This window comes from Klebsiella sp. GG_Kp173 (assembly GCF_040062415.1).
In the GTDB taxonomy this organism is placed as follows: domain Bacteria; phylum Pseudomonadota; class Gammaproteobacteria; order Enterobacterales; family Enterobacteriaceae; genus Klebsiella; species Klebsiella quasipneumoniae.
The window spans coordinates 1-25,143 of record NZ_JBEAFZ010000029.1; the positions used below are offsets into that span (position 1 = coordinate 1).

The 25,143-nt window shown below is 57.0% G+C and carries 21 protein-coding genes, 1 pseudogene and 1 riboswitch; of the genes and pseudogenes, 10 read left to right on the forward strand and 12 right to left on the reverse strand.

The features are described from left to right. Window positions 1-186: 186 nt before the first annotated feature. Complete coding sequence (locus ABLU50_RS14535) at window positions 187-642, reverse strand: acetyltransferase (RefSeq protein WP_004206832.1); 456 nt, start codon at window positions 640-642, stop codon at window positions 187-189. Window positions 643-798: 156 nt separating this feature from the next. Here ABLU50_RS14535 and metA point away from each other — a divergent pair, with 156 nt between their 5' ends. From metA to aceK, 4 genes are all read left to right on the forward strand, one after another. Beyond that, window positions 799-1,728 (forward strand): homoserine O-succinyltransferase, encoded by a 930-nt coding sequence (metA, locus tag ABLU50_RS14540; RefSeq protein ID WP_004206830.1) that lies wholly within the window; start codon window positions 799-801, stop codon window positions 1,726-1,728. Between the two features lie 260 nt (window positions 1,729-1,988). Then, a complete protein-coding gene (aceB, locus tag ABLU50_RS14545) occupies window positions 1,989-3,590 on the forward strand; it encodes a malate synthase A (protein WP_087832220.1) in 1,602 nt (533 codons plus the stop codon). Window positions 3,591-3,669: 79 nt separating this feature from the next. After that, window positions 3,670-4,974 carry an isocitrate lyase gene (gene aceA / locus ABLU50_RS14550; RefSeq protein ID WP_004206828.1) on the forward strand — a complete coding sequence of 435 codons (1,305 nt, stop codon included), beginning with the start codon at window positions 3,670-3,672 and terminating at the stop codon, window positions 4,972-4,974. Window positions 4,975-5,076: 102 nt separating this feature from the next. Continuing rightward, window positions 5,077-6,861 (forward strand): bifunctional isocitrate dehydrogenase kinase/phosphatase, encoded by a 1,785-nt coding sequence (aceK, locus tag ABLU50_RS14555; RefSeq protein ID WP_004206827.1) that lies wholly within the window; start codon window positions 5,077-5,079, stop codon window positions 6,859-6,861. Between the two features lie 50 nt (window positions 6,862-6,911). On the opposite strand, the gene iclR is transcribed toward aceK, so the two are convergent. Continuing rightward, window positions 6,912-7,742, reverse strand: coding sequence for a glyoxylate bypass operon transcriptional repressor IclR (iclR, locus tag ABLU50_RS14560; protein WP_004206826.1), 831 nt, complete (start codon window positions 7,740-7,742; stop codon window positions 6,912-6,914). Between the two features lie 194 nt (window positions 7,743-7,936). On the opposite strand from iclR, the gene metH reads away from it, so the two are divergent. Together metH and ABLU50_RS14570 are read left to right on the forward strand one after the other, a co-directional pair. Beyond that, window positions 7,937-11,620 (forward strand): methionine synthase, encoded by a 3,684-nt coding sequence (gene metH / locus ABLU50_RS14565; RefSeq protein WP_048322657.1) that lies wholly within the window; start codon window positions 7,937-7,939, stop codon window positions 11,618-11,620. A 129-nt stretch (window positions 11,621-11,749) separates the two neighbouring features. Then, complete coding sequence (locus tag ABLU50_RS14570) at window positions 11,750-13,381, forward strand: Na/Pi cotransporter family protein (protein WP_004206824.1); 1,632 nt, start codon at window positions 11,750-11,752, stop codon at window positions 13,379-13,381. 112 nt (window positions 13,382-13,493) lie between these two features. Here ABLU50_RS14570 and pepE read toward each other — a convergent pair whose 3' ends face one another. Continuing rightward, the gene (gene pepE / locus ABLU50_RS14575) at window positions 13,494-14,183 is read right to left on the reverse strand and encodes a dipeptidase PepE (protein WP_004895000.1); all 690 of its coding nucleotides are present in this window, start codon (window positions 14,181-14,183) and stop codon (window positions 13,494-13,496) included. A gap of 198 nt (window positions 14,184-14,381) precedes the next feature. On the opposite strand from pepE, the gene rluF reads away from it, so the two are divergent. Next, a complete protein-coding gene (gene rluF / locus ABLU50_RS14580) occupies window positions 14,382-15,257 on the forward strand; it encodes a 23S rRNA pseudouridine(2604) synthase RluF (protein ID WP_017900131.1) in 876 nt (291 codons plus the stop codon). Here the strand turns inward: rluF and ABLU50_RS14585 are convergent. Then, window positions 15,254-15,526, reverse strand: coding sequence for a DUF3811 domain-containing protein (locus tag ABLU50_RS14585; RefSeq protein WP_004177859.1), 273 nt, complete (start codon window positions 15,524-15,526; stop codon window positions 15,254-15,256). The genes rluF and ABLU50_RS14585 overlap by 4 nt on opposite strands. 200 nt (window positions 15,527-15,726) lie before the next feature. Here ABLU50_RS14585 and ABLU50_RS14590 point away from each other — a divergent pair, with 200 nt between their 5' ends. Further along, the gene (locus ABLU50_RS14590; RefSeq protein ID WP_004206820.1) at window positions 15,727-16,083 is read left to right on the forward strand and encodes a type II toxin-antitoxin system RelE/ParE family toxin; all 357 of its coding nucleotides are present in this window, start codon (window positions 15,727-15,729) and stop codon (window positions 16,081-16,083) included. Further along, complete coding sequence (locus ABLU50_RS14595) at window positions 16,080-16,418, forward strand: XRE family transcriptional regulator (protein WP_004206819.1); 339 nt, start codon at window positions 16,080-16,082, stop codon at window positions 16,416-16,418. The genes ABLU50_RS14590 and ABLU50_RS14595 overlap by 4 nt, the downstream gene beginning before the upstream one ends. A 36-nt stretch (window positions 16,419-16,454) precedes the next feature. Here ABLU50_RS14595 and panS read toward each other — a convergent pair whose 3' ends face one another. After that, window positions 16,455-17,384, reverse strand: coding sequence for a ketopantoate/pantoate/pantothenate transporter PanS (gene panS, locus ABLU50_RS14600; RefSeq protein WP_017900130.1), 930 nt, complete (start codon window positions 17,382-17,384; stop codon window positions 16,455-16,457). A gap of 138 nt (window positions 17,385-17,522) precedes the next feature. Beyond that, window positions 17,523-18,872 (reverse strand): lysine-sensitive aspartokinase 3, encoded by a 1,350-nt coding sequence (gene lysC, locus ABLU50_RS14605; protein WP_017900129.1) that lies wholly within the window; start codon window positions 18,870-18,872, stop codon window positions 17,523-17,525. 179 nt (window positions 18,873-19,051) lie between these two features. After that, window positions 19,052-19,287, reverse strand: a riboswitch (Lysine riboswitch). Window positions 19,288-19,635: 348 nt separating this feature from the next. Here lysC and pgi point away from each other — a divergent pair. Beyond that, window positions 19,636-21,285 (forward strand): glucose-6-phosphate isomerase, encoded by a 1,650-nt coding sequence (gene pgi, locus ABLU50_RS14610; RefSeq protein ID WP_004206271.1) that lies wholly within the window; start codon window positions 19,636-19,638, stop codon window positions 21,283-21,285. A 48-nt stretch (window positions 21,286-21,333) separates the two neighbouring features. Here pgi and ABLU50_RS14615 read toward each other — a convergent pair whose 3' ends face one another. From ABLU50_RS14615 to ABLU50_RS14640, 6 genes and pseudogenes are all read right to left on the reverse strand, one after another. Then, window positions 21,334-21,789, reverse strand: a complete 456-nt coding sequence (locus tag ABLU50_RS14615) for an acyltransferase (RefSeq protein ID WP_032456809.1) — start codon at window positions 21,787-21,789, stop codon at window positions 21,334-21,336. Between the two features lie 8 nt (window positions 21,790-21,797). Further along, window positions 21,798-22,307 carry a GNAT family N-acetyltransferase gene (locus tag ABLU50_RS14620; protein WP_087832221.1) on the reverse strand — a complete coding sequence of 170 codons (510 nt, stop codon included), beginning with the start codon at window positions 22,305-22,307 and terminating at the stop codon, window positions 21,798-21,800. A gap of 108 nt (window positions 22,308-22,415) precedes the next feature. Further along, on the reverse strand, window positions 22,416-22,796 hold the full coding sequence (locus tag ABLU50_RS14625; RefSeq protein WP_004206274.1) for a Rid family detoxifying hydrolase: 381 nt from the start codon (window positions 22,794-22,796) through the stop codon (window positions 22,416-22,418). Window positions 22,797-22,815: 19 nt separating this feature from the next. Further along, on the reverse strand, window positions 22,816-23,136 hold the full coding sequence (locus ABLU50_RS14630) for an AzlD domain-containing protein (protein WP_004206276.1): 321 nt from the start codon (window positions 23,134-23,136) through the stop codon (window positions 22,816-22,818). Next, window positions 23,129-23,869, reverse strand: a complete 741-nt coding sequence (locus ABLU50_RS14635; protein WP_004206277.1) for an AzlC family ABC transporter permease — start codon at window positions 23,867-23,869, stop codon at window positions 23,129-23,131. The genes ABLU50_RS14630 and ABLU50_RS14635 overlap by 8 nt, the downstream gene beginning before the upstream one ends. Window positions 23,870-23,931: 62 nt before the next feature. Continuing rightward, window positions 23,932-25,083 (reverse strand): annotated as a pseudogene (locus tag ABLU50_RS14640) (L-serine ammonia-lyase, iron-sulfur-dependent, subunit alpha); the annotation flags it as partial. Between the last annotated feature and the right edge of the window lie 60 nt (window positions 25,084-25,143).

A 25,143-nucleotide genomic window follows, 5' to 3' on the forward strand; every position in this document is an offset into this window, starting at 1 on the left:
ATAAAGCAGAAAGCTCAGTCGGAAGGCTGAGCTTTTTTGCGTTTGTGTCATCCGGGGAGGGTGCCGGCATGCCTCCCCGGTGGCGCTGCGCTTACCTGGGCTACACGATCCGTAGCCCGGACAAGGTGCGCAGCACTGCCTCCGCGGGAGGCTCCTGTCCAAGGGTTAGCAGTTGCGACGTCAATCTTAGTCTGCTTCAGCCTGCTGCTCATGTATCAAATTCAATAACGGATACGGTTGCCCCAGATCGTCCGTTTCAGACCGCCCTGTCACCCTAAAACCCATTCTCTGATAAAACCCGACCGCTTGTTCATTCTGCTCATTTACGTTTGTCGTCAGCTTCGGCGTTAACGACAGCGCATGCTCAATCAGCAATCTCCCCACACCGCAGCCGCGGACATCTGGATCGACGAACAGCGCATCCATATGATCTCCGGTCAGTAGCATAAAGGCGATCGGCTGGTCCTCCGTGTTAACCGCCACCCACAGCGGAGCCTCCGGTAAAAATGCGCGTACCATCTCCTCCAGCTCCTTTCGATACGCTTTTGACAGAAAGTCGTGGGTGGCGTCGACCGACCGACACCAGATCGCAATCAGTTTATCCCCTTCATCAGGCCGGGAACGGCGGATGCTAATAACCATATTTTCTCCTTTTCTTCATTCTTATATTCTAACTCAATGCGCGCCGTGAAATTTTCTCACCGTGAACATGCAGACTCGACATTCACCCGATTCCTGGTTATCTTCAGCTATCTGGATGTCTAAACGTTTATACGTATGCTATGAGGTAATAGAGTTATGCCAATTCGGGTGCAGGACGAGCTACCAGCCGTCAATTTCTTGCGCAATGAAAACGTCTTTGTAATGACGACAACGCGTGCAACAACTCAGGAAATCCGCCCCCTGAAGGTGTTAATCCTCAACCTGATGCCGAAGAAAATCGAGACGGAGAATCAGTTCCTGCGTCTGCTGTCGAACTCTCCGCTGCAGGTGGACATCCAGTTATTACGCATCGATGCACGTGAGTCACGTAATACGCCGGCGGAGCATCTGAATAACTTTTACTGCAATTTCGATGAGATCTGCGATCAGAACTTTGACGGCCTGATCGTCACCGGCGCTCCTTTAGGCCTGGTTGAATTTAATGATGTCGCTTACTGGCCGCAGATCAAACAGGTGCTGGAGTGGGCCAAGGATCACGTCACTTCGACGCTGTTCGTCTGTTGGGCGGTGCAGGCCGCGCTGAATATTCTGTACGGCATTCCCAAGCAAACCCGTGCCGAAAAGATTTCTGGCGTCTATGAACACCATATTCTACACCCACACGCCTTACTGACCCGCGGTTTCGACGACTCTTTCCTCGCCCCACACTCACGCTATGCTGACTTTCCGGCAGGGCTTATCCGTGACTATACCGATCTCGAGATCCTCGCGGAGACAGAAGAGGGCGATGCGTATCTGTTCGCCAGTAAAGATAAGCGTATCGCCTTTGTCACCGGCCACCCCGAGTACGATGCCAATACCCTGGCAAGTGAATATTTCCGCGATGTGGAAGCCGGTTTGAACCCTGAGGTTCCCCACAACTATTTTCCGCAAAACGACCCGCAGAACAAACCGCGCGCTACCTGGCGCAGCCACGGTAATCTGCTGTTCGCTAACTGGCTGAACTATTACGTCTACCAAATTACACCATACGATCTGCGGCATATGAATCCAACGCTGGAGTAATACTCCGCACGAAACGATCCTAAAGCGTTTCAGCACTTTGCCTCTGGCACCTTCGGGTGCCTTTTTTATTTCCGAAATTCACCTCACAGCTGATGATAACTTTAATTCCATTGTTATCAATATGTTAATGTCATTTTAAAATTAAAATGGAAATTGTTTTTGATTTTGAAAATTAATTGAGTAGTCTTAATTGTGCTGAGCGAAAACTGCACAACGATCTTTCGCTCGCTTCCAGCGGATCAACCAAGAGGAGCAGCACAATGACGCAGCAGGCGACAATCACCGATGAACTGGCCTTTAGTCAGCCCTATGGCGAGCAGGAGAAGCAGATCTTAACGCCTGAGGCGGTAGAATTTCTGACGGAACTGGTGAGCCGCTTTACGCCGGCGCGCAATAAACTGCTGGCCGCGCGTCTGCAGCAGCAGCAGGCTATTGACGATGGACAGCTGCCGGATTTTATTTCGGAAACTGCTTCCATTAGAAATAGCGACTGGACCATTCGTGGTATCCCGGTGGATTTACAGGATCGCCGCGTTGAAATTACCGGCCCCGTCGAGCGCAAGATGGTCATTAACGCGTTGAACGCTAACGTAAAAGTCTTTATGGCGGACTTTGAGGATTCGCTGGCGCCTGACTGGCGTAAAGTCATTGATGGTCAAATCAACCTACGCGATGCCGTGAACGGGACCATCAGCTACACCAATGAGGCTGGCAAAATCTATCAACTGCAGCCCAATCCCGCTGTGCTGGTATGCCGTGTGCGCGGTCTGCATCTGCCGGAAAAGCATGTGACCTGGCGTAATGAGGCCATCCCCGGCAGTCTTTTCGATTTTGCGCTCTATTTCTTTCATAACTACCAGGCGCTGCTGGCGAAAGGAAGTGGTCCCTACTTCTATCTGCCAAAAACCCAGGCCTGGCAAGAGGCGGCATGGTGGAACGATGTCTTCAGCTTTACTGAAGATCGCTTTGATTTGCCGCGCGGCACCATCAAGGCCACGCTGCTGATTGAAACACTGCCGGCGGTGTTCCAGATGGATGAGATCCTGCATGCGCTTCGCGACCATATTGTCGGCCTGAACTGCGGCCGCTGGGACTATATCTTCAGCTATATCAAGACGCTGAAAAACCATCCGGACCGCGTACTGCCGGACCGCCAGGTGGTGACGATGGATAAACCCTTCCTTAGCGCCTACTCACGGTTGTTGATTAAGACCTGCCACAAACGCGGGGCGTTTGCGATGGGCGGGATGGCGGCCTTTATCCCGAGCAAAGATGTCGAGCGTAACCGTCAGGTGCTGAATAAAGTCACCGCCGACAAAGAGCTGGAGGCGAACAACGGTCACGATGGCACCTGGATCGCCCATCCTGGGCTGGCGGACACCGCCATGGCGGTGTTTAACCGCGTGCTCGGCGACAAGCCGAATCAGCTCTCGGTGACCCGTAGCGAGGACGCGCCCATTACCGCCGAACAGCTGCTGGCCCCCTGCGAGGGCGAGCGCACGGAAGCCGGGATGCGCGCCAACATTCGCGTGGCGGTGCAGTACATCGAAGCCTGGATCTCCGGCAACGGCTGCGTACCGATTTATGGCCTGATGGAAGACGCCGCGACGGCCGAGATCTCGCGCACCTCTATCTGGCAGTGGATCCATCATCAGAAAACCCTGAACGACGGCACGCCGGTCACAAAAGCGCTGTTCCGCCAGTGGCTGGCGGAAGAGCTGATGGTGATTCAGGAAGAGCTGGGAGAGCACCGCTTCAGCCATGGCCGCTTTGACGATGCGGCGCGGCTGATGGAGCAGATTACCACCTCTGATGAACTGATTGATTTTCTGACATTACCGGGCTACCGCCTGCTGGCCTAATCGCCAGATGGTGTGGTTCGCCATTTAGTCCTTCACCAATGAGCCTGGAGAGCCAGGAAATTATATGGAGCATCTGCACATGAAAACCCGTACCCAACAAATCGAAGAATTAAACAAAGAGTGGACGAACCCGCGCTGGGAAGGGATTACCCGCCCGTACAGCGCGGAAGAGGTGGTGAAATTACGCGGCTCGGTGAACCCGGAATGCACGCTGGCGCAGCTTGGCGCGGCGAAAATGTGGCGTCTGCTGCACGGTGAAGCGAAGAAAGGGTACATCAACAGCCTTGGCGCGCTGACCGGCGGCCAGGCCTTACAGCAGGCGAAGGCCGGCATCGAAGCCATTTATCTCTCCGGCTGGCAGGTGGCGGCGGATGCTAACCTGGCGTCCAGCATGTACCCGGATCAATCGCTGTACCCGGCCAACTCGGTACCGGCGGTGGTGGATCGGATCAACAATACCTTCCGCCGCGCCGATCAGATCCAGTGGTCAGCCGGGATTGAGCCGAACGATCCGCGCTTTATCGACTATTTCCTGCCGATCGTGGCGGATGCGGAAGCCGGTTTTGGCGGCGTCCTTAATGCCTTCGAGCTGATGAAATCGATGATTGAAGCCGGTGCAGCGGCTGTTCACTTCGAAGATCAGCTGGCGTCGGTGAAGAAGTGCGGTCATATGGGCGGTAAAGTGCTGGTCCCGACCCAGGAAGCGATACAGAAACTGGTGGCGGCGCGTCTGGCGGCTGACGTGATGGGGGTCCCGACGCTGGTGATCGCCCGTACCGATGCTGACGCTGCCGATTTAATTACCTCAGACTGCGATCCGTACGATCGTGAGTTTATTACCGGGGATCGCACCAGCGAAGGGTTCTTCCGCACCCACGCCGGGATCGAGCAGGCGATCAGCCGCGGGCTGGCCTATGCGCCGTATGCGGACCTGGTGTGGTGTGAAACGTCGAAACCGGATCTTGAGCAGGCGCGTCGCTTTGCTGAAGCCATTCATGCGCGTTTCCCGGGCAAACTGCTGGCCTATAACTGCTCGCCGTCGTTTAACTGGAAGAAAAATCTCGATGATAAAACCATCGCCAGCTTCCAGCAGCAGCTGTCGGACATGGGATACAAGTACCAGTTTATTACCCTCGCCGGGATCCACAGCATGTGGTTCAACATGTTCGACCTCGCCCATGCTTACGCTCAGGGTGAGGGGATGCGCCATTATGTTGAAAAAGTGCAGCAGCCGGAATTCGCCGCCGGGCCGGAAGGCTATACCTTCGTCTCGCATCAGCAGGAGGTGGGTACCGGCTACTTCGACAAGGTCACCACCATTATCCAGGGCGGTGCCTCGTCGGTGACGGCGCTGACCGGCTCGACCGAAGAAGATCAGTTTTGAGCCATGCCCGGTGGCACGACGCTAACCGGGCCTGTGAAGGGATCCAGGCCGGATAAGCGAGCGCGCCATCCGGCCTGACGTGGTGCCGGATGGGGGAGTTCGATGACGCGTGGTCTGGAATTACTGATTGCCCAAACGATATTGCAGGGATTTGACGCTCAGTATGGGCGTTTTCTCGAAGTGACTTCCGGCGCGCAGCAGCGCTTTGAACAGGCCGACTGGCATGCGGTGCAGCAGGCGATGAAACAGCGGATCCACCTCTATGACCACCATGTGGGTCTGGTGGTGGAGCAGCTGCGCTGCATCACGGAAGGAAAGAGCACGGATGCCGACTTTTTGCTGCGGGTGAAAGCCCACTACACCCGTTTGCTGCCGGATTACCCTCGTTTTGAAATTGCCGAGAGCTTTTTCAATTCGGTCTACTGCCGCCTGTTTGACCACCGCTCGCTGACCCCCGAGCGGCTCTTTATTTTCAGCTCGCAGCCCGAGCGTCCTTTTCGCACCCTTCCGCGACCGCTGGCGAAAGATTTTTTTGCCGATCGCGGCTGGCCGCACCTGCTGGGTAAAGTGCTGTCCGATCTGCCGCTGCGGCTGCCGTGGCAAAATAAAGCGCGGGATATCGGCTATATCATTGCCAGTCTGCAGGAGGCGCTGGGGGAGGAACTGCTCGCCACCTGTCATCTGCAGGTCGCCAATGAGCTGTTCTATCGTAATAAAGCCGCCTGGCTGGTGGGCAAACTGGTGATGCCGATGACCACGCTGCCCTTTTTGCTGCCGATCCATCGCAGCGACGAGGGCGAGCTGTTTGTCGATACCTGCCTGACCACCCATGCCGAAGCGAGTATCGTGTTTGGCTTCGCGCGTTCCTATTTTATGGTTTATGCGCCACTGCCCGGCGCCCTGGTGGAATGGCTGCGCGAGATCCTGCCGGGGAAAACCACGGCCGAGCTGTATATGGCGATTGGCTGCCAGAAGCACGCCAAAACCGAAAGCTATCGTGAATATCTGCACTACATCGCTCGCTGCGATGAGCAGTTTATTGAGGCGCCGGGCATTCGCGGGATGGTGATGCTGGTGTTTACCCTGCCGGGGTTTGACCGGGTGTTTAAGGTGATCAAAGACCGCTTCGCGCCGCAGAAAGAGATGACCGCCGCCCACGTGCGCGCCTGCTATCAGCTGGTAAAGGAGCATGACCGCGTCGGGCGGATGGCGGACACGCAGGAGTTTGAAAATTTCGTGCTGGAGAAACGACAAATCGCGCCGGCTCTGCTGGCGCTGCTGCAGGCGGAGGCGGGGAACAAACTGACCGACCTCGGCGACCGGATTGTCATCAGTCATCTGTATATTGAACGGCGAATGGTGCCGCTCAACCTGTGGCTGGAGCAGGTTAACGGCCAGGCGCTACGCGATGCGGTAGAAGAGTATGGGAATGCTATCCGCCAGCTGGCCGCCGCCAACATCTTTCCCGGTGATATGCTGTTTAAAAACTTCGGCGTCACCCGCCACGGCCGGGTGGTGTTCTACGACTATGACGAAATCTGCTATATGACGGAAGTGAATTTTCGCCAGATCCCACCGCCGCGCTATCCCGAGGATGAACTGGCCAGCGAGCCGTGGTACAGCGTCTCGCCGGGGGATGTGTTCCCGGAGGAGTTCCGCCACTGGCTGTGTGCCGACCCGCGCATTGGGCCGCTGTTTGAGGAGATGCATGCCGACCTGCTGCGCGCCGACTACTGGCGCGAACTGCAGACGCGGATTAAAAACGGCCATGTGGAAGATGTCTACGCCTACCGGCGCAAGCAGCGTTTTAGCGTGCGCTATGGCGCCGACAGTAGGCCGGATAAGGCGTTTACGCCGCCATCCGGCAAGGTGCGCCGATCTGCCTAATGGCGCTACGCTTATCAGGCCTACTTAAAATGCCCCGGTGGGGCATTTTTTTATTTAACCCCGCCGTATGCCAGCGTCACTTCCTTCGCCGCTTTGATCACCAGCGCGCCCAGCTCGGTCACCCGGTCATCGGTCATGCGTGAGATGGGGCCGGAGATGGAGATTGCCGCGAACGGTTCTCGGTGTTCATCATAAATGCAGGCGGCGACGCAGCGGAGGCCGAGCGCGTGCTCCTCGTCATCGAACGAGTAGCCCCGCTTGCGGGTCTGCGCTAAATCTTCCTTCAGATGCAGCGGCGAGACCAGCGTGGCATGCGTATAGGCATGTAGCCCTTTACGGTGCAGGAGGCTGGTAACCTGCTCTTCGCTCAGCTGCGAGAGGAACGCCTTCCCGGCGCCGGAGGCGTGCATCGGCAGTTTTCCGCCGATCGGCGCCGACATCCGCATCAGCTGGGTGCACTGCACCTGGTCGATAATGATCGCCTGGTGGTCGCTCTGGTCAAGCACTGCCAGATTCACCGTTTCACCGGAATCTTCCATCAGCTGGCGCAGGATCGGGTGGACAATCGCCAGCAGATTGCGGCTTTGCAGAAAGCTGCTGCCGACCACGAAGGCATGCGCGCCGACGGCCCAGTGGCCCAGCTCGCCGACCTGGCGGACGAAACCCAGCTGCTGCATGGTGGTCAGCAGGCGGTGAGTGGTTGAGTTGGGCAGACCCGCCTGCTGCGCCAGCTCGGTCAGCGCGACGCTGCTGTGGGATTCGGCAATCCATTCGAGCAATTTCAGGCCGCGGGTCAGCGACTGAACCTGACCGCCAGCCTGCTGGGCGGTGGCAGCCGCGGGTTTTCTGCCGCGTTTCGCGGGAACGGGGGTAGTGGCCATCGCGGACTCCTTTTTCTGTATCGTGGAAATAATTTTCGTTTTATTTGGCGATAATGCAATCACAACCGGACTCATCGGAGGAGTGAAGCTGAACATGTCTCATATTGCCCGTTGTTGTCTTTTCCGCTCCGGTGGTTTATGCCAGTATGGTTTGTTGGCTATTTGGCCTGAGTTGAGCGTTGTCGGGAGCAAGTGTGAGCAGCAAAGTTGAGCAACTGCATCAGCAGTTAAAAGAACGTATTCTGGTTCTGGATGGGGGCATGGGCACCATGATCCAGGGCTATCGTCTGAGTGAGCAGGACTTTCGCGGTGAGCGCTTTGCTGACTGGCCGTGCGACCTGAAAGGCAACAACGACCTGCTGGTGCTCAGCAAGCCCGAGGTGATCCGCGAGATCCACGACGCCTACTTCGAGGCCGGCGCGGATATCATTGAGACCAACACCTTTAACTCGACAACCATCGCGATGGCGGATTACCAGATGGAATCCCTGTCGGCAGAGATCAACTATGCGGCGGCGAAGCTGGCCCGCGCCAGCGCCGACGCCTGGACGGCCCGCACGCCGGAAAAACCGCGCTACGTGGCGGGCGTGCTTGGCCCAACTAACCGCACCGCCTCCATTTCGCCTGATGTGAACGATCCGGCGTTCCGTAATATTACCTTTGACCAGCTGGTGGCCGCCTATCGCGAGTCCACCCGGGCGCTGGTGGAAGGTGGCGTGGATCTGATCCTGATTGAAACGGTATTTGATACCCTGAATGCCAAAGCGGCCATCTATGCGGTAAAAGAGGAGCTGGAGGCGCTGGGCGTTGACCTGCCGCTGATGATCTCCGGCACCATTACCGATGCCTCCGGCCGCACGCTTTCCGGGCAGACCACCGAAGCTTTCTATAACTCGTTGCGCCACGCCGAAGCCTTATCGTTTGGTCTGAACTGCGCCCTCGGGCCGGACGAACTGCGCCAGTACGTCCAGGAGCTGTCGCGCATCGCTGAATGCTACGTCACCGCGCACCCGAACGCCGGCCTGCCCAACGCCTTCGGCGAATACGATCTGGATGCCGATACCATGGCGGCGCAGATCCGCGAATGGGCGGAAGCCGGTTTCCTTAATATCGTCGGCGGCTGCTGCGGTACGACCCCGGAGCATATCGCCGCCATGAGCCGGGCGGTAGCGGGCCTGCCGCCGCGCCAGCTGCCGGAAATCGCGGTGGCCTGCCGCCTCGCCGGCCTGGAGCCGCTCAATATCGGCGATGACAGCCTGTTCGTTAACGTCGGCGAACGTACCAATGTTACCGGCTCGGCGAAATTTAAACGCTTAATCAAAGAAGAGAAGTACAGCGAAGCGCTGGACGTCGCGCGTCAGCAGGTGGAAAACGGCGCGCAGATTATCGATATCAACATGGACGAGGGGATGCTCGACGCAGAAGCGGCGATGGTGCGCTTCCTCAACCTGATTGCCGGCGAGCCGGACATTGCCCGCGTGCCGATCATGATCGACTCCTCCAAGTGGGAAGTTATTGAGAAAGGCCTGAAATGCATTCAGGGCAAAGGCATCGTTAACTCGATTTCGATGAAAGAGGGCGTCGAACCCTTTATCCACCATGCGAAACTGGTTCGCCGCTACGGCGCTGCGGTAGTGGTGATGGCCTTTGACGAAGTGGGCCAGGCTGATACCCGCGAACGTAAAATTGAGATTTGCCGTCGCGCCTACAAAATCCTCACCGAAGAGGTCGGCTTCCCGCCAGAAGATATTATCTTTGACCCGAATATCTTTGCGGTGGCGACCGGTATCGAAGAACACAATAACTATGCCCAGGACTTTATCGGCGCCTGCGAAGACATCAAACGCGAGCTGCCGCATGCGCTGATTTCCGGCGGGGTCTCCAACGTCTCCTTCTCCTTCCGCGGCAATGACCCGGTGCGTGAGGCGATCCACGCCGTATTCCTCTACTACGCGATCCGCAACGGCATGGATATGGGGATCGTCAACGCCGGTCAGCTGGCCATCTATGATGACCTGCCGGGTGAGCTGCGCGACGCGGTGGAGGACGTGATCCTCAACCGCCGCGATGACAGCACCGAAAGATTGCTCGAACTGGCGGAAAAATATCGCGGCAGTAAAGTTGACGATGGCGCCAATGCCCAGCAGGCGGAGTGGCGCAGCTGGGAGGTGAAAAAACGCCTCGAATATTCGCTGGTGAAGGGAATTACCGAATTTATCGAACAGGACACCGAAGAAGCGCGTCAGCAGGCTGCCCGCCCGATTGAGGTGATCGAAGGGCCGCTGATGGACGGCATGAACGTGGTCGGCGATCTGTTCGGCGAAGGCAAAATGTTCCTGCCGCAGGTGGTGAAATCCGCTCGCGTCATGAAACAGGCGGTGGCCTACCTTGAGCCGTTTATCGAAGCCAGTAAAGAACAGGGCTCCAGTAACGGCAAAATGGTGATTGCCACGGTAAAAGGCGACGTTCATGACATCGGCAAAAACATCGTCGGCGTGGTGCTGCAGTGCAATAACTACGAAATCATCGATCTTGGCGTGATGGTCCCGGCGGATAAAATTCTCAAAACCGCCAAAGAGGTGAACGCGGATCTCATCGGCCTTTCCGGGCTGATTACCCCGTCGCTCGACGAGATGGTTAACGTGGCGAAAGAGATGGAGCGTCAGGGCTTTACCATCCCGCTGCTTATTGGCGGCGCGACCACCTCGAAAGCGCATACGGCGGTGAAAATCGAGCAGAACTACAGCGGCCCGACCGTTTACGTACAGAACGCCTCGCGCACCGTCGGGGTGGTGGCTGCGCTGCTCTCGGATACGCAGCGCGATGAGTTTGTCGCCCGCACGCGCAAAGAGTATGAAACCGTGCGTATCCAGCATGGACGTAAAAAACCGCGCACCCCGCCGGTGACCCTGGCGGCCGCACGGGAAAACGATCTGGCCTTTGACTGGGAGAGCTATACGCCGCCGGTGGCCCATCGCCTGGGGATTCAGGAGGTGGAAGCCAGTATCGAGACGCTACGCAATTACATCGACTGGACGCCGTTCTTTATGACCTGGTCGCTGGCGGGTAAATATCCGCGCATTCTGGAAGATGAAGTGGTAGGGGAAGAGGCGCAGCGCCTGTTCAAAGACGCTAACGAGCTGCTGGATAAACTGAGCGCAGAGAAAACCCTCAACCCGCGCGGCGTGGTGGGCCTGTTCCCGGCCAACCGCGTTGGCGACGATATTGAAATCTATCGCGATGAAACCCGCACCCATGTACTGACGGTGAGCCATCACCTGCGCCAGCAGACGGAGAAGGTCGGCTTCGCCAACTACTGCCTCGCCGACTTTGTGGCGCCGAAGCTGAGCGGCAAAGCGGACTACATCGGCGCCTTCGCCGTCACCGGCGGCCTGGAAGAGGACGCACTGGCGGAGGCCTATGAAGCGCAGCATGACGACTATAACAAGATCATGATCAAGGCCATCGCCGATCGTCTGGCGGAAGCCTTTGCCGAGTATCTGCACGAGAAAGTGCGCAAGGTCTACTGGGGGTATGCGGCCAATGAGAACCTCAGCAATGAGGAACTTATTCGCGAGAATTACCAGGGGATCCGTCCGGCGCCGGGGTATCCGGCCTGTCCGGAGCACACTGAAAAAGGCACCATCTGGCAGTTGCTGGACGTCGAAGCCCATACCGGCATGAAGCTTACCGAATCGTTCGCCATGTGGCCGGGGGCATCGGTTTCCGGCTGGTATTTCAGCCATCCGGACAGCAAGTACTTCGCCGTGGCGCAGATCCAGCGCGACCAGGTCGAAGACTACGCGCGGCGTAAAGGGATGACCCCGGCGGAAGTCGAGCGCTGGTTAGCCCCTAATCTGGGCTATGATGCGGACTAGTCGTCATTTTTCCTTACAACTAACAAGGCGCTCTGTGAGCGCCTTGTCTCTTTATTGAGGTTAACCCCTTATACTGAGATAGGTTCCAGAACGTCGGAACACCTATAACGATAAGGAGAAGCTGATTCCGTGTTAACTCTGCTACACCTGTTGTCCGCGGTCGCTCTGCTGGTGTGGGGCACGCATATCGTGCGTACCGGGGTGATGCGCGTCTATGGCGCTCGCCTACGTACCGTTCTCAGTAGCAGCGTAGAAAAAAAGCCGCTCGCCTTCTGCGCGGGTCTTGGCGTGACTGCGCTGGTACAAAGCAGCAATGCCACCACCATGCTGGTGACCTCGTTTGTCGCCCAGGATTTAGTGGGCCTCACGCCGGCGCTGGTGATGGTGCTGGGCGCCGACGTTGGGACGGCGCTGATGGCGAGGGTACTGACCTTCGACCTGTCGTGGCTGTCGCCGTTGTTGATTTTTATCGGGGTGATTTTCTTCCTCGGCCGCAAGCAGACCCGCGCCGGGCAGCTGGGGCGAGTAGGGATCGGCCTTGGGCTGATCCTGTTGGCCCTGGAGCTGATTGTGCAGGCCGTCCACCCCATTACCCAGGCCAACGGCGTGCAGGTGATTTTTGCCTCGCTGACCGGGGATATCATGCTGGATGCCTTGATTGGCGCTGTATTCGCGATCATTAGCTACTCCAGCCTGGCGGCGGTGCTGCTGACCGCGACGCTGACCGCGGCGGGAGCGATCTCTTTCCCGGTGGCGCTGTGCCTGGTGATTGGCGCCAACCTGGGATCGGGGCTGTTGGCGATGCTCAACAACAGCGCGGCGAACGCGGCGGCGCGCCGGGTGGCGCTGGGCAGCCTGCTGTTTAAGCTGGTGGGGAGCCTGATCATTCTGCCGTTCGTCCATCCGCTGGCCGCGGCGATGCACAAGCTGCCGTTGGCCGAGTCTGAGCTGGTTATCTACTTTCACGTCTTTTATAACCTGCTGCGCTGCATCGCGATGGTGCCCTTTGCCGGACCGATGGCGAAGCTGTGCCAGCGCATGATCCGCGATGAACCCGAGCTGGATAACCATCTCAAACCCAAGCATCTTGACCCGTCGGCGCTGGACACCCCGGCGCTGGCGCTAGCCAACGCCGCGCGCGAGACGCTGCGCATTGGCGACGCGATGGAGCAAATGCTGGAGAGCCTGCATAAGGTGATGCATGGCGAACCCCGTCAGGAGAAAGAACTGCGCCGCATGGCGGACGATATCAACGTCCTCTACACCGCCATTAAGCTCTATCTGGCGCGAATGCCAAAGGATGAGCTGGCGGAAGAAGAGTCCCGGCGCTGGGCGGAAATTATTGAGATGTCGTTAAACCTCGAGCAGGCCTCCGATATCGTCGAGCGGATGGGCAGCGAGATCGCCGATAAATCGCTGGCGGCGCGTCGCGCCTTCTCGGTGGAAGGGTTAAAGGAGCTGGACGCCCTGTACGATCTGCTGCTCAGCAATCTGCAGCTGGCGATGTCGGTCTTCTTCTCCAGCGATGTGCCGAGCGCTCGTCGCCTGCGGCGCAGCAAACACCGGTTCCGCATTCTTAACCGCCGCTACTCGCATGCGCACGTTGACCGTCTGCATCAGCAGAACGTGCAGAGTATCGAAACCAGTACGTTGCATCTGGCGCTGCTGGGGGATATGAAGCGCCTGAACAGCCTGTTCTGCTCGGTGGCTTACAGCGTGATGGAGCAACCGGATGAAGACGACGAACGGGATGACTACTGAGCCATTCCCCGGCGACGCTGTGCTAACCGGGGTTTTGCGTTTGGACGTCCCGTTGAGGCAGCCCGGATAAGGCGCAATGCGCCGCTATCCGGGAAACGTTAGCCACCCAGGCTCAGAAGCGGTGGCCCGCAGGCAGGGTTATCGCTTCTTCCCCCGCTTTGAACAACAGCGTCGGGTTCGGGCCACCGAGCGTCGCGTGACCATCGGTGACCTGGATCCAGTTTCCTTCCGGCAAACCAATCACCGTTAATTCCGGCGCCACGACCAGCAGTTCGCGGATACGCTGTTCGCGGGTTTCGCCCTGATGCCCGGTCGGCAACGCGTTGGTGAAGTGCGGGTTAATCTGTAGCGGGAACAGCCCCAGCGCATCAAATCCCTGCGGATCGACAATCGGCATATCGTTGGTGGTGCGAATGGTCGGGCAGGCGAGGTTTGAACCTGCGCTCCAGCCGATATACAGCGCCCCGCGTTTGACGACATCGACAATCGGCGCCAACAGACCGCGACTGCGGCACTCTTTCAACAGCTGGAAGGTGTTCCCGCCGCCGACGATCACCATCTCGGTGCTTTCAATGGCGGCGATAGGGTCGTCGACGCTGTGGATACCGGTTACGCTGACCGCCATGGGCGCCATAACCGCAGCCACTTTGGCCGTGTAATCATCCCAGGATTGCGTCACGCCAGCGAAGGGGATGAATACCGCCTTACGGCGGCCTTTGACCTGACCGGCAATCAGCGGCAGGGCGTGTTCCAGCCAGGCTTTCCCCGGCAGCGTGGAGTTACTGAGTAACAGCAGTTCCATCTTTTCTTCCTGTTTTAAAAATATTATTGAAGCAGAAATTCTAGCATCGCCCCCATACCGGCGCGCTGATATGGCGCATGATGTAGGTAAGCGGAATGCTGTTCACAAGCCCGACGAAGCTTCTGGATAATGAATCATACAATCCAGGTTTTTTCTCGCCCACAAGGTAGGGTATATTTCGCTTTTACAGGAGAATCTATGCTGCCCGACTCATCAACCCGATTAAACAAATACATCAGTGAAAGCGGCATCTGCTCGCGTCGCGAAGCGGACCGCTTTATTGAACAAGGCAACGTCTTTATCAATGGCAAGCGCGCCACGATTGGCGATCAGGTGAAGCCTGGCGACCTGGTCAAAGTTAACGGACGGTTGATTGAGCCGCGCGAAGCGGATGATCTGGTGCTGATTGCGCTGAATAAGCCGGTCGGCATTGTGAGCACCACAGAAGACGGCGAGCGCGACAACATTGTCGATTTCGTCAACCACAGCAAGCGTATCTTCCCTATCGGCCGTCTGGATAAAGACTCCCAGGGGCTGATTTTCCTCACCAATCATGGCGACCTGGTGAATAAGATCCTGCGTGCCGGCAACGACCATGAAAAAGAGTATCTGGTTACGGTCGATAAGCCGGTGACCGATGAGTTCATTCGCGGCATGGGCGCGGGGGTACCGATTCTCGGGACCGTGACCAAAAAATGTAAGGTAAAGAAAGAAGCGCCGTTCGTTTTCCGCATCACCCTTGTGCAGGGGTTAAACCGCCAGATCCGTCGCATGTGCGAGCACTTTGGCTATGAAGTGACGAAGCTTGAGCGTACGCGGATCATGAACGTCAGCCTGACGGGGATCCCGTTGGGTGAGTGGCGCGATCTGACCGATGACGAGCTGATCGACCTGTTCAAGCTGATTGAAAACTCCTCTTCCGAAGCGAAGCCGAAAGCGAAGCCGAAGGCCAAAGCGGCGACCCCCGGGATCAAGCGCCCGGTGGTGAAGGTGGAAAATAGCAACGATAAAGGCCGCCCGGCTGGCAACGGCAAACGTTTCACCCAGCCGGGACGTAAAAAGAAAGGGCGCTAACGCCTGCCGCGGGTCGGCGTATTCGCCGACCAGGAAAAGGTTGCTTCCTTATCCGTCTTATAAGCCTGCTGTTTTTTCACCTGGCGGGCTTTCTTCGCTTCCGCTTCACGCTGCGCCATCAGCTTATCGATATATTCCTTTTTCACGCTGTTCGTTTCCGCATTGCTCAGCGGGCGGCCGTGCGCAATGCGCGCGCGGTCAAGCAGCGTTTTCAATTCGCGCTGTTCGCGCTCGGTCATCTCTTTTTGTGTAATTCGGGGGAGTGCCATGGTGGTGCCCTCAGTCAGACCAGAGCACCCAGTGTACGGTAATCAGCGCAAAATAGAACGCATCCGGAAAGCGCCTCGCAGAATATTTCCCTCGTTCGTGACCCGTGAGGTGAACTGGCTTAGGGTAACGGCACGGTCAACCTGTTATCGACGATAAATATCGGGCGAGTGGTGTATAAAATTTTATACAAGGATGTGGTATGCTCAATCAGCAACCGAGATTAAGGCGTATCGTCTGGATGGGCTCTTCCTTTGACGATCTGCGCCAGTTTCCTGAGGACGTCCGCAGAGATGCCGGATTTCAGCTTTATCGTTTACAGTCGGGTTTAGAGGCTGCGGACTGGAAAGCAATGCCTCAACTGGGGCGGGGGGTTGAAGAAATCCGCCTGCGCCACTTTTCCGGTGCATATCGGGTAATTTATCTGGCCCGTTTTGCAGAGGCGATATATGTCCTGCACTGTTTTAACAAAAAGACGCGACGGACCGCCGAACACGAAAAACAGATTGTCAGAAGCCGTTTGCGGGTTATACAGCAGGAACACAGGAGTCATAAATGAATCGTAAGAGTGTGGATGGTATCCGTCATGTGACCTCTGAAGAGAGCAATATATTCAGTGAACTGGGCTTTGATGATGCTGACGCAGAGCAGCTTCGCGGACAAGCGGAAAAAGAAGTTGAGCAGTTGATGGCGCTTAAACGACAGTTAATGCAGGAAATCGCTGAGTGGATAGATGAACATCAATTGAAGCAGGCCGATGCTGCCGCGAAGTTGAGCATTTCGCGCCCACGCATTTCAGATGTGGTCAATCAGAAAACCAGTAAGTTTACCCTGGATGCGTTAGTCATGATGTTAATGAAGTTAGGTAAACCAGTACGTTTGCAGATTGGATAACGCACACGCCCGGGCCTGCGCCCGGACGTGTCACGCTCAGCGCTTGCTGGCTTTTTTGGCGATGGGCTTCCCTGACCAGTATCCGGCCAGCAGCGAACCGGACAGGTTATGCCAGACGGAGAACAGGGCTCCCGGCAGCGCCGCCAGCGGGCCGAAGTAAATTTTACCCAGCGCGGCCGCCAGGCCGGAGTTCTGCATCCCTACCTCGATCGCCAGCGTACGGCAGGTGGATTCATCAAAACCAAACAGACGTCCGCCCCAGTAGCCGCCGAGCAGGCCAATGGTGTTATGCAGGATCACCGCGATAATCACCACCAGGCCAACGGACGCGATATGGGCCGCGGAACCTGCCACCACCGCGCTGATGATCGCCAGAATGCACACCATCGAGAAAGCGGGGAGGAACGGTTCCACCGCTTTCACCACCTTCGGCAGCAGATGATGGACAATCAGCCCCAGGGCGATGGGAATGACCACAATCTGCAGAATGCTCAGCAACATCCCCATGACGTCGACCTGAATGTGCGCGTCGACGTACAGACGGGTCAGCAGCGGCGTCGCGATGACGCCGACCAGGGTGGAGACCGAGGAGATAGTCACCGACAGCGCCACGTCCCCTTTGGCCAGAAAGATCATCACGTTGGAGGCCGTCCCGCTGGCGACGCTGCCCACCAGCACCATCCCGGCGGAGAGCTCCGGCGGCATATGAAACAGCAGCGCCAGCAGCCAGGCGGCGAGCGGCATCACCAGATAGTGCAGAAATATCCCTGCAGCGACCGGCGCCGGACGCGACAGGACGCGTTTGAAATCCGCCAGCTTTAGATGTACCCCCATACCGAACATAATCAGCATCAGCAGGGTGGTAACCCAAGGGCCGATCGGGGTGAAAGTGGTGGGGGTGTAATAGGCCAGAACGGAGAGCAGCAGTGCCCATAACGGGAACAGCCGCGTCAGAGTTGCGAGCATGTTGTGTTCCTTGCGATACGCAAACCGGCCGCGCCGAACCGGTAGGGCGGCGAGCTGGTCAGCTGGTTGTGTTGATGTTGTTATAAAAAAGCCGGGTTCGAGCCCGGCTATAGGTATTGTTTATCGTGCTAAGGAATTTTATTCAAACAAATTATGATGCAACGTCTGCACCACCTTCTCCGCATCGGCGCCAGGGACCAGGAAGCAGAGGTTGTGGCTGGATGCGCCATAGCAGATCATGCGGATGTTAAACGGATCAAGGACGCCAAACACCTCTTTGCCGACGCCGCAGGCTTTCGACAGCTCGTTGCCGATCAGGGCAACCAGCGCCAGGTCTTCTTCCACTTCCACGCGACACAGCGAGGAGAGCTCGGTCAGCAGCGCCTGGGTCAACAGGGTATCGCCCGCAGAGGTTGAGCCAGTGGTGTCCATGGTCAGGGCCACGCTCACTTCGGAGGTGGTGATCAAATCGACGGAGATGTTATGGCGCGCCAGAATACCGAACACTTCGGCGAGGAAGCCGCGGGAGTGCAGCATATTCAGGCTATGTAGCGTCAGCAGCGTCTGGCGGCGACGCAGCGCCAGCGCGCGGAACAGCGGCGGGTTCTCGGTGGTTTTACACACCAGCGTACCGCCCGCTTTCGGTTCTTTACTGGAGCCGACAAATACCGGGATATCGCTGCGCACGGCAGGCAGCAGGGTCGCCGGGTGCAGCACTTTGGCGCCAAAGGTGGCCATTTCCGCCGCCTCTTCAAAGGCGATGACGTCGATGCGTTTCGCCGCTGGCGCGACGCGCGGGTCGGTCGTATAGATCCCGGGCACATCGGTCCAGATATCGACGCGGGTGGCATTCAGCGCTTCGCCGAGCAGAGCGGCGGTATAATCGCTGCCGCCGCGGCCGAGGGTGGTGGTGCGGCCCTTCGCTTCGCTGCCGATAAAGCCCTGCGTCACCACCAGGCCTTCCGCCAGACGCGGCGTCAGCTGCTGCTGGGTCAGTTCGGCGACAGCGGCGATATCCGGTTCGGCGCGGCCAAAGCGATCGTTAGTGCGCAGCACTTTACGGGCGTCAAACCATTGCGCCTGAATTCCGCGTTCACGCAGAATCTCCACAAACAGCAGGGTGGACATCAGTTCGCCATGGCTGACCAGTTCGTCAGTCAGCGCGCTAGAGGAGGCGAGCGCGGCGGCTTCCGCCAGCGTGGTGATATTTTCCAGCAGGCGCTCAATCTCTTCGCGGATCACGTTGGGATAGCGCAAACGCTCCAGAATATTGAACTGGATCTGGCGCAGAGCGTCCAGCTGGGAAAAACGTTCGGTGGGTTCCAGCCCTTCCGCTAAGGCCACCAGAATGTTGGTCACGCCGGCAGAGGCGGAGAGCACAACAATACGGGTATTGGCATCAAGCAGCGCCACATCAATGCTGCGGTTCATCGCGTCAAAATCAGCAACGCTGGTGCCGCCAAATTTGGCGACGACTAAATCTGTCATAACAACCTCGTGTCAGGGGGCCTGACTTATTAAAACGATTCCTGAACACCGATCCTGGCAGGGGCTGGATGCCGCCGGATCGCAACAAAATGTCTTAATAAGCCAGGCCAAATTATTCAGCCATGGCACAAGGGAAGAGCGATAAACAGGGTGGCGCAGAATGATAAACAACTACGATGTCACCCAGAAGTGCTCCACCTTGTAGACCCGACTCACCGCTCTGGGCGCTGAAGTGTTCGGGTATGAAACGCCCGACTGCGAACGTTTCTGGTGACAACCCAGGGGATTCAGCCCCTGTGGCCGGTGAGGAGCGTAACCAGACGCTCTTTCACCTCGGCGTTGCTCCCCCTCACGTATTTTCGCCGGACTGGTTCCTCCAATACGGTTACCTGGGCAACGCACCTCTTCTGGCAATTACCGACGTCTTTCACCTGGCCGGGGGAATAAGGACATTATATCCCCCGCGAATACCCTTTCGCTGTAGCGTGAAATGCGCGAGCAATAGATACTTACAATACGTAAGCACTGCGGATATATAAAGGCTTAACGCCAGCTATGTCAACGCTGCGGTTATGCGGATTTTTCATGCCCCTGCGGCTAACAGAAAAAAGCCTTATGATAGCTATACTAATGGGGCTTTTTACTCCGTTTTGACCCGATTCCTGACCGGCGTCAGGGACAAGTCACAAAAATCATCACAATTTTCCGTCACCGGCGCTACAATCGACCGAAGTCACAATCTCAAATCAGAAGAGTATTGCTAATGAAAAACATCAACCCAACGCAGACCTCTGCCTGGCAGGCATTACAGAAACACTTCGACGAAATGAAAGATGTCACTATCAGCGAGCTGTTCGCCAAAGATAGCGACCGTTTTTCTAAGTTTTCCGCGACGTTTGACGATCTGATGCTGGTGGACTTCTCCAAAAACCGCATCACCGAAGAGACGCTGGCTAAACTGCAGGATCTGGCGAAAGAGACCGACCTGGCGGGCGCCATCAAGTCGATGTTCTCCGGTGAAAAGATCAACCGCACCGAAGATCGCGCGGTACTCCACGTCGCGCTGCGCAACCGCAGCAACACGCCGATTGTGGTTGATGGCAAAGATGTGATGCCGGAAGTGAACGCTGTGCTGGAGAAGATGAAAACCTTCTCTGAAGCGATTATCTCCGGTAGCTGGAAAGGCTACACCGGCAAACCGATCACCGACGTGGTCAACATTGGTATCGGCGGCTCCGACCTCGGTCCGTTCATGGTCACCGAAGCGCTGCGTCCGTATAAAAACCACCTCAACATGCACTTTGTCTCCAACGTCGATGGCACCCACATTGCCGAAGTGCTGAAGAGCGTCAATCCGGAAACCACCCTGTTCCTGGTCGCGTCCAAAACCTTCACCACCCAGGAGACCATGACCAACGCCCACAGCGCGCGCGACTGGTTCCTGGCGACCGCGGGCGACGACAAGCACGTGGCTAAACACTTCGCGGCGCTCTCCACCAACGCGAAAGCGGTTGGCGAGTTCGGCATCGACACCGCCAACATGTTCGAATTCTGGGACTGGGTTGGCGGCCGTTACTCCCTGTGGTCGGCGATTGGCCTGTCCATCATTCTCTCCGTGGGCTTCGACAACTTCGTTGAGCTGCTGTCCGGCGCGCATGCGATGGATAAGCACTTCTCCACCACCCCGGCGGAGAAAAACCTGCCGGTACTGCTGGCGCTGATCGGTATCTGGTACAACAACTTCTTCGGGGCAGAAACCGAAGCGATTCTGCCGTACGACCAGTACATGCACCGTTTTGCCGCCTACTTCCAGCAGGGCAACATGGAGTCCAATGGTAAGTATGTTGACCGTAACGGCCACGCCGTGGACTACCAGACGGGTCCGATCATCTGGGGCGAGCCGGGCACCAACGGTCAGCACGCGTTCTACCAGCTGATCCATCAGGGCACCAAAATGGTACCGTGCGATTTCATCGCCCCGGCTATCACCCACAACCCGCTCTCCGATCATCATCCGAAGCTGCTGTCCAACTTCTTCGCCCAGACCGAAGCCCTGGCCTTCGGTAAATCCCGTGAGGTGGTGGAGCAGGAATATCGCGATCAGGGTAAAGATCCGGCGACCCTGGAGCACGTGGTGCCGTTCAAAGTGTTCGAAGGCAACCGCCCGACTAACTCCATCCTGCTGCGTGAGATCACCCCGTTCAGCCTCGGGGCGCTGATTGCTCTGTACGAGCACAAAATCTTCACCCAGGGCGCGATCCTCAACATCTTCACTTTCGACCAGTGGGGCGTTGAGCTGGGCAAACAGCTGGCTAACCGCATCCTGCCGGAGCTGAAAGACGGCAGCGAAGTCAGCAGCCACGACAGCTCCACTAACGGTCTGATTAACCGTTATAAAGCCTGGCGCGCATAACGCTTGCGCAGCTAAGACGGAATGCCGACCTTATGGTCGGCATTTTTTTTACAGCCGTCGCAGCAGGCGGGCTGGATTCCCCGCCCACACGCCTTTCTCGGTGATGGACTTCGTCACCACGCTGCCCGCGCCAATCACCACGCCGTCGCAGATACTGACGGCCAGAATCGTGGCGCCGCTACCGATCGACACGTCATCGCCAATCTCAATCCGCCCCCAGCTGGCGCGGTCGGCGTTTGGTTTGCCGTCGCGAAACAGATCGTTGGCGAACATCACCCCGTGACCGATAAAACAGCGCCGGCCAATGGTGACGTATTCGCAGATAAAGGTATGAGACTGGATTTTACTCTCCGCGCCGATGCGGGTATTCCCCTGGATCTCAACGAACGGCCCTACGAAGACGTTATCACCCAGTGTGCAGTCATACAGGTTGGCGGGCTGGTAAATAACGACATTTTCACCACAAACGACGTTACGTACGCCGGTGTCACGAAGCTCAGGCATAGTTCCTCTCATAGCGGTTTGGCCAGAATATGTAAGGTGCTTTGCTGGCTGGCGGAATGAAAAGTTGTGTCTCTGATGTGCTGCATCCCCTGGCGTTCGTAAAAACGGCGCGCGGCGGGATTCGCGGCGAGTACTTCCAGCCACAGCCAGCGTTCACCGGCCGTTTTTGCTCGCGTCTCGACGGCGTGAAAAATCTGCTCGCCGTAGCGGTGGCCAGTCTCCCTCGGCATCAGGTAGAGCTTATGCAGCAGCGTACCCGTCGTGCCGTCGTCAGCCATTCGCTGTTGATAGCTATATTTAGCGAAACCAACGGGGGAAGCGGCTTCGGCGATGAGCCAATGATGGTTGGCATCGGTAAGACTCCGATGTAGCGCATCTTCGGCATATTCTTGCTTAAGAAATAACGCCAGTTCATCGGCATTGCGCCAGAGATGGGCGAAGTGGTGCTGGTAACTGGCATAACCCATCGCGCTCAGTTGTGGCGCGTCCTCGGGTAATGCCTTTCGGATAGTCAACATGCTGCGTTCCTCGGGTCGTTCAGTGGCTATAGTGCCTGTAATATGAACAACGTGGAACGTCAAAAATCGGTGGGTAAGGGGCTGGAGGTTCTACCTCCAGCCGGGGGGTTAACGGGCGAAAGCGATCGCTTCGATTTCGACGCCAGCGTCTTTCGGTAACCTGGCCACTTCCACGCAGGAGCGCGCCGGAAAGGCCGCCTGATGTTCGGTAAAGAAGGCCTCGTAGGCGGCATTGATGGCGGCAAAATCCGCCAGGTCTTTCACAAACACCGTGGTTTTGACGATCTGACCAACGCTGAGGCCGGCGGCTTCGACGATGGCTTTCACGTTCTCCAGCGACTGGCGCGCCTGTTCGGCAATGTCGTCGGCCATGGTGCCGTCCTGCGGATTAATGGGCAGCTGGCCGGAGGTGATGGTCATCGCGCCGAGATTGACGCCCTGAACGTACGGACCAATCGCGGCGGGTGCGTCAGCGGTAGTAATAATCATGGGGTTACCCTTCAAACAGTTACAGAAAATAATTCAACAGCACCAGTGAGCCGACGCCGCTGACCACCACCCACACCAGACCCAAACGGAAGCTGGCGAGCGTACAGATAATGGCGGCGATCACCTTCGGGTTTTTTAAGTCGAACTCCATGCTGGAATTCACGCTCAGGATCTGAATGGTGATGATGGCCGGCAGGACGGTGACCGGCACGAAGCGCAATGTTTTGGTCACCCGCTCAGACATCTGGATCTTGCCGGCCAGGCCGATAAACGAGAAACGAATAAGAAAAGTGACCGCGGCCATGCCCAGCGTCAGGGCGATAAAGTAGCTATTACTCATTTTCCAGCGCCTCCACTAACGGCATATCGGATTCGGTTGTTGCCCTCTGCTTGCGCTCTTCCGCCAGGTCGACGCACAGGCCGGCGAGGACGCCGAGCACGGAGGCGACGACGATACCCAGCGAGTAGGGCAGGACCACTAACAGCACGCCGGAAACGGCGGCCACTACCGCGGCGACGGTGCAGGCCTGGCTTTTAATTTGTGGCACCACGATGGCGATAAAAGCGGCGACCATGGCGAAATCGAGACCGTATTTTTCAATGTGGGGAAACGAGGCGCCGACCAGCGCGCCAAGAAAATCGGCCAGCACCCAAATCGCCCAGAAGGTGATCATCGCCGAGCCATAAAACAGATATTTTTCCTTTTTATTTCCTTCCATCTCTTTAACGGTGGTGGCATACACCTCGTCGGTGAGCGCATAGGACATAAAGCATTTTTTAAAGAATGAGGCTTCGCGCACGGTACCGGAAATAGAGGCGCTATACAGCACGTGGCGAAGATTAATAATTAATGTGGTGAAAATAATCACGCCGAGCGTGGCGCCGGTTTTTAACATATTCAGTGCCAGCATCTGCGCCGAGCCGGCAATCACAATCGCCGACCACGCGGTACTTTGCCAGACGCTCATTCCGGCGCTGACGCTTAACGCGCCAACAATGAACGAGAAAGGAAAGTCCCCGATGCACAGGGGCATAATGGCGCTGGCGCCGCGTAATATGACTTTTTTATTCATCGTAAAATACCTGTTGGTGCAGGCAATAAATCATTATTGCGTAGGGTACAAAAGGGCTGGTCTTATTTGCTGACCATAATGCGAATGATCTCTTTATCAGTTTGCGCCATAGGCTTAATCACGAGGCGGCACAGGTTATTAATCGACTGTTCGACGTCGGCGCAGACAATGCCGTCGTTGGCGCTGGCGCAGCGGTTTTGCATCGCCATCAATACAGATTTAAAGGCGCTGGAAACCACCGAGGACACCTTCATCGCGCAGCTGTTGGAGGCGCCATCACAAATCATGCCGGTAACATCGCTAATCATATTGATGATGGCGGTGTTGATGGTTTCGATATTGCGGGTAAACAGCCATGCCATACCGGCGGCGGCGCCCATGGCGGCGGTGGAGGCCGCGCACAGTGCGGACAGGCGGGTATAGCGCGAGTGGATGGAAATGGCCGTCAGATGCGAGAGCGCCAGCGCGCGAGCGAGCGTCTCTTCATCGGCATTCAGATGCTCGGCGACGGTCACCACCGGCATGGTCGCCGCGATCCCCTGGTTGCCAGAGCCGAAGTTCGACATAGCGACCACCGGGGCGCCGCCCATACGCGCATCGGAAGCCGCGACGGTGTTGATAATGACCTCACTCATTAAGTCTTTGCTTAACAAACCATTTTTAACGGCTTCAGAGAATGTTCCGTTAATATTCAACCCATACTTTTTCGATTTTCCTTCTGCAGCCAGTGCGCTATTGAGGCGGGCGGCTTCCAGAATAAACGTAATATTCTCAACCGGGGTGGAGATAATAAAATCATACGCTTCCTGGAGAGAGAAAGTTGGCAGTTCGGCCTGCGCTGTGGCGCTATTTTTCCCGGCGTGTAATGGCTGCTGTTCGCCATTAATATATAACTCTACCACATTGGTATGCGTGCCTTTTACCACGACGCGACAGGTCTGGTCACCGGCGCTGAGGGTGAGATCGAGATGAATAAAGTCAGGCGTGTCCTGGACGTCAATATTAACGTGGCCGGCGTCCACCAGCGCTTGTGCCTGTTCCACATGCTGTGAAGTAATGCCTGCCAGGGTCTGTAATCCCTTATCGGCATCGCCGCCAAAGGCGCCGATGGCGGCGGCCAGCGCGACGCCATTCACTGTCGTGCCGGGAATCGTGACGCCCGTGGCGTTTTTATACAGGTTGGCAGAAATAAAACCGCTAATTTTTTCGCAGGGTATCGCTAAGGAAGGTGCGAACAAGTTCCTGATATGAGATCATCATATTCATCCGGAGCG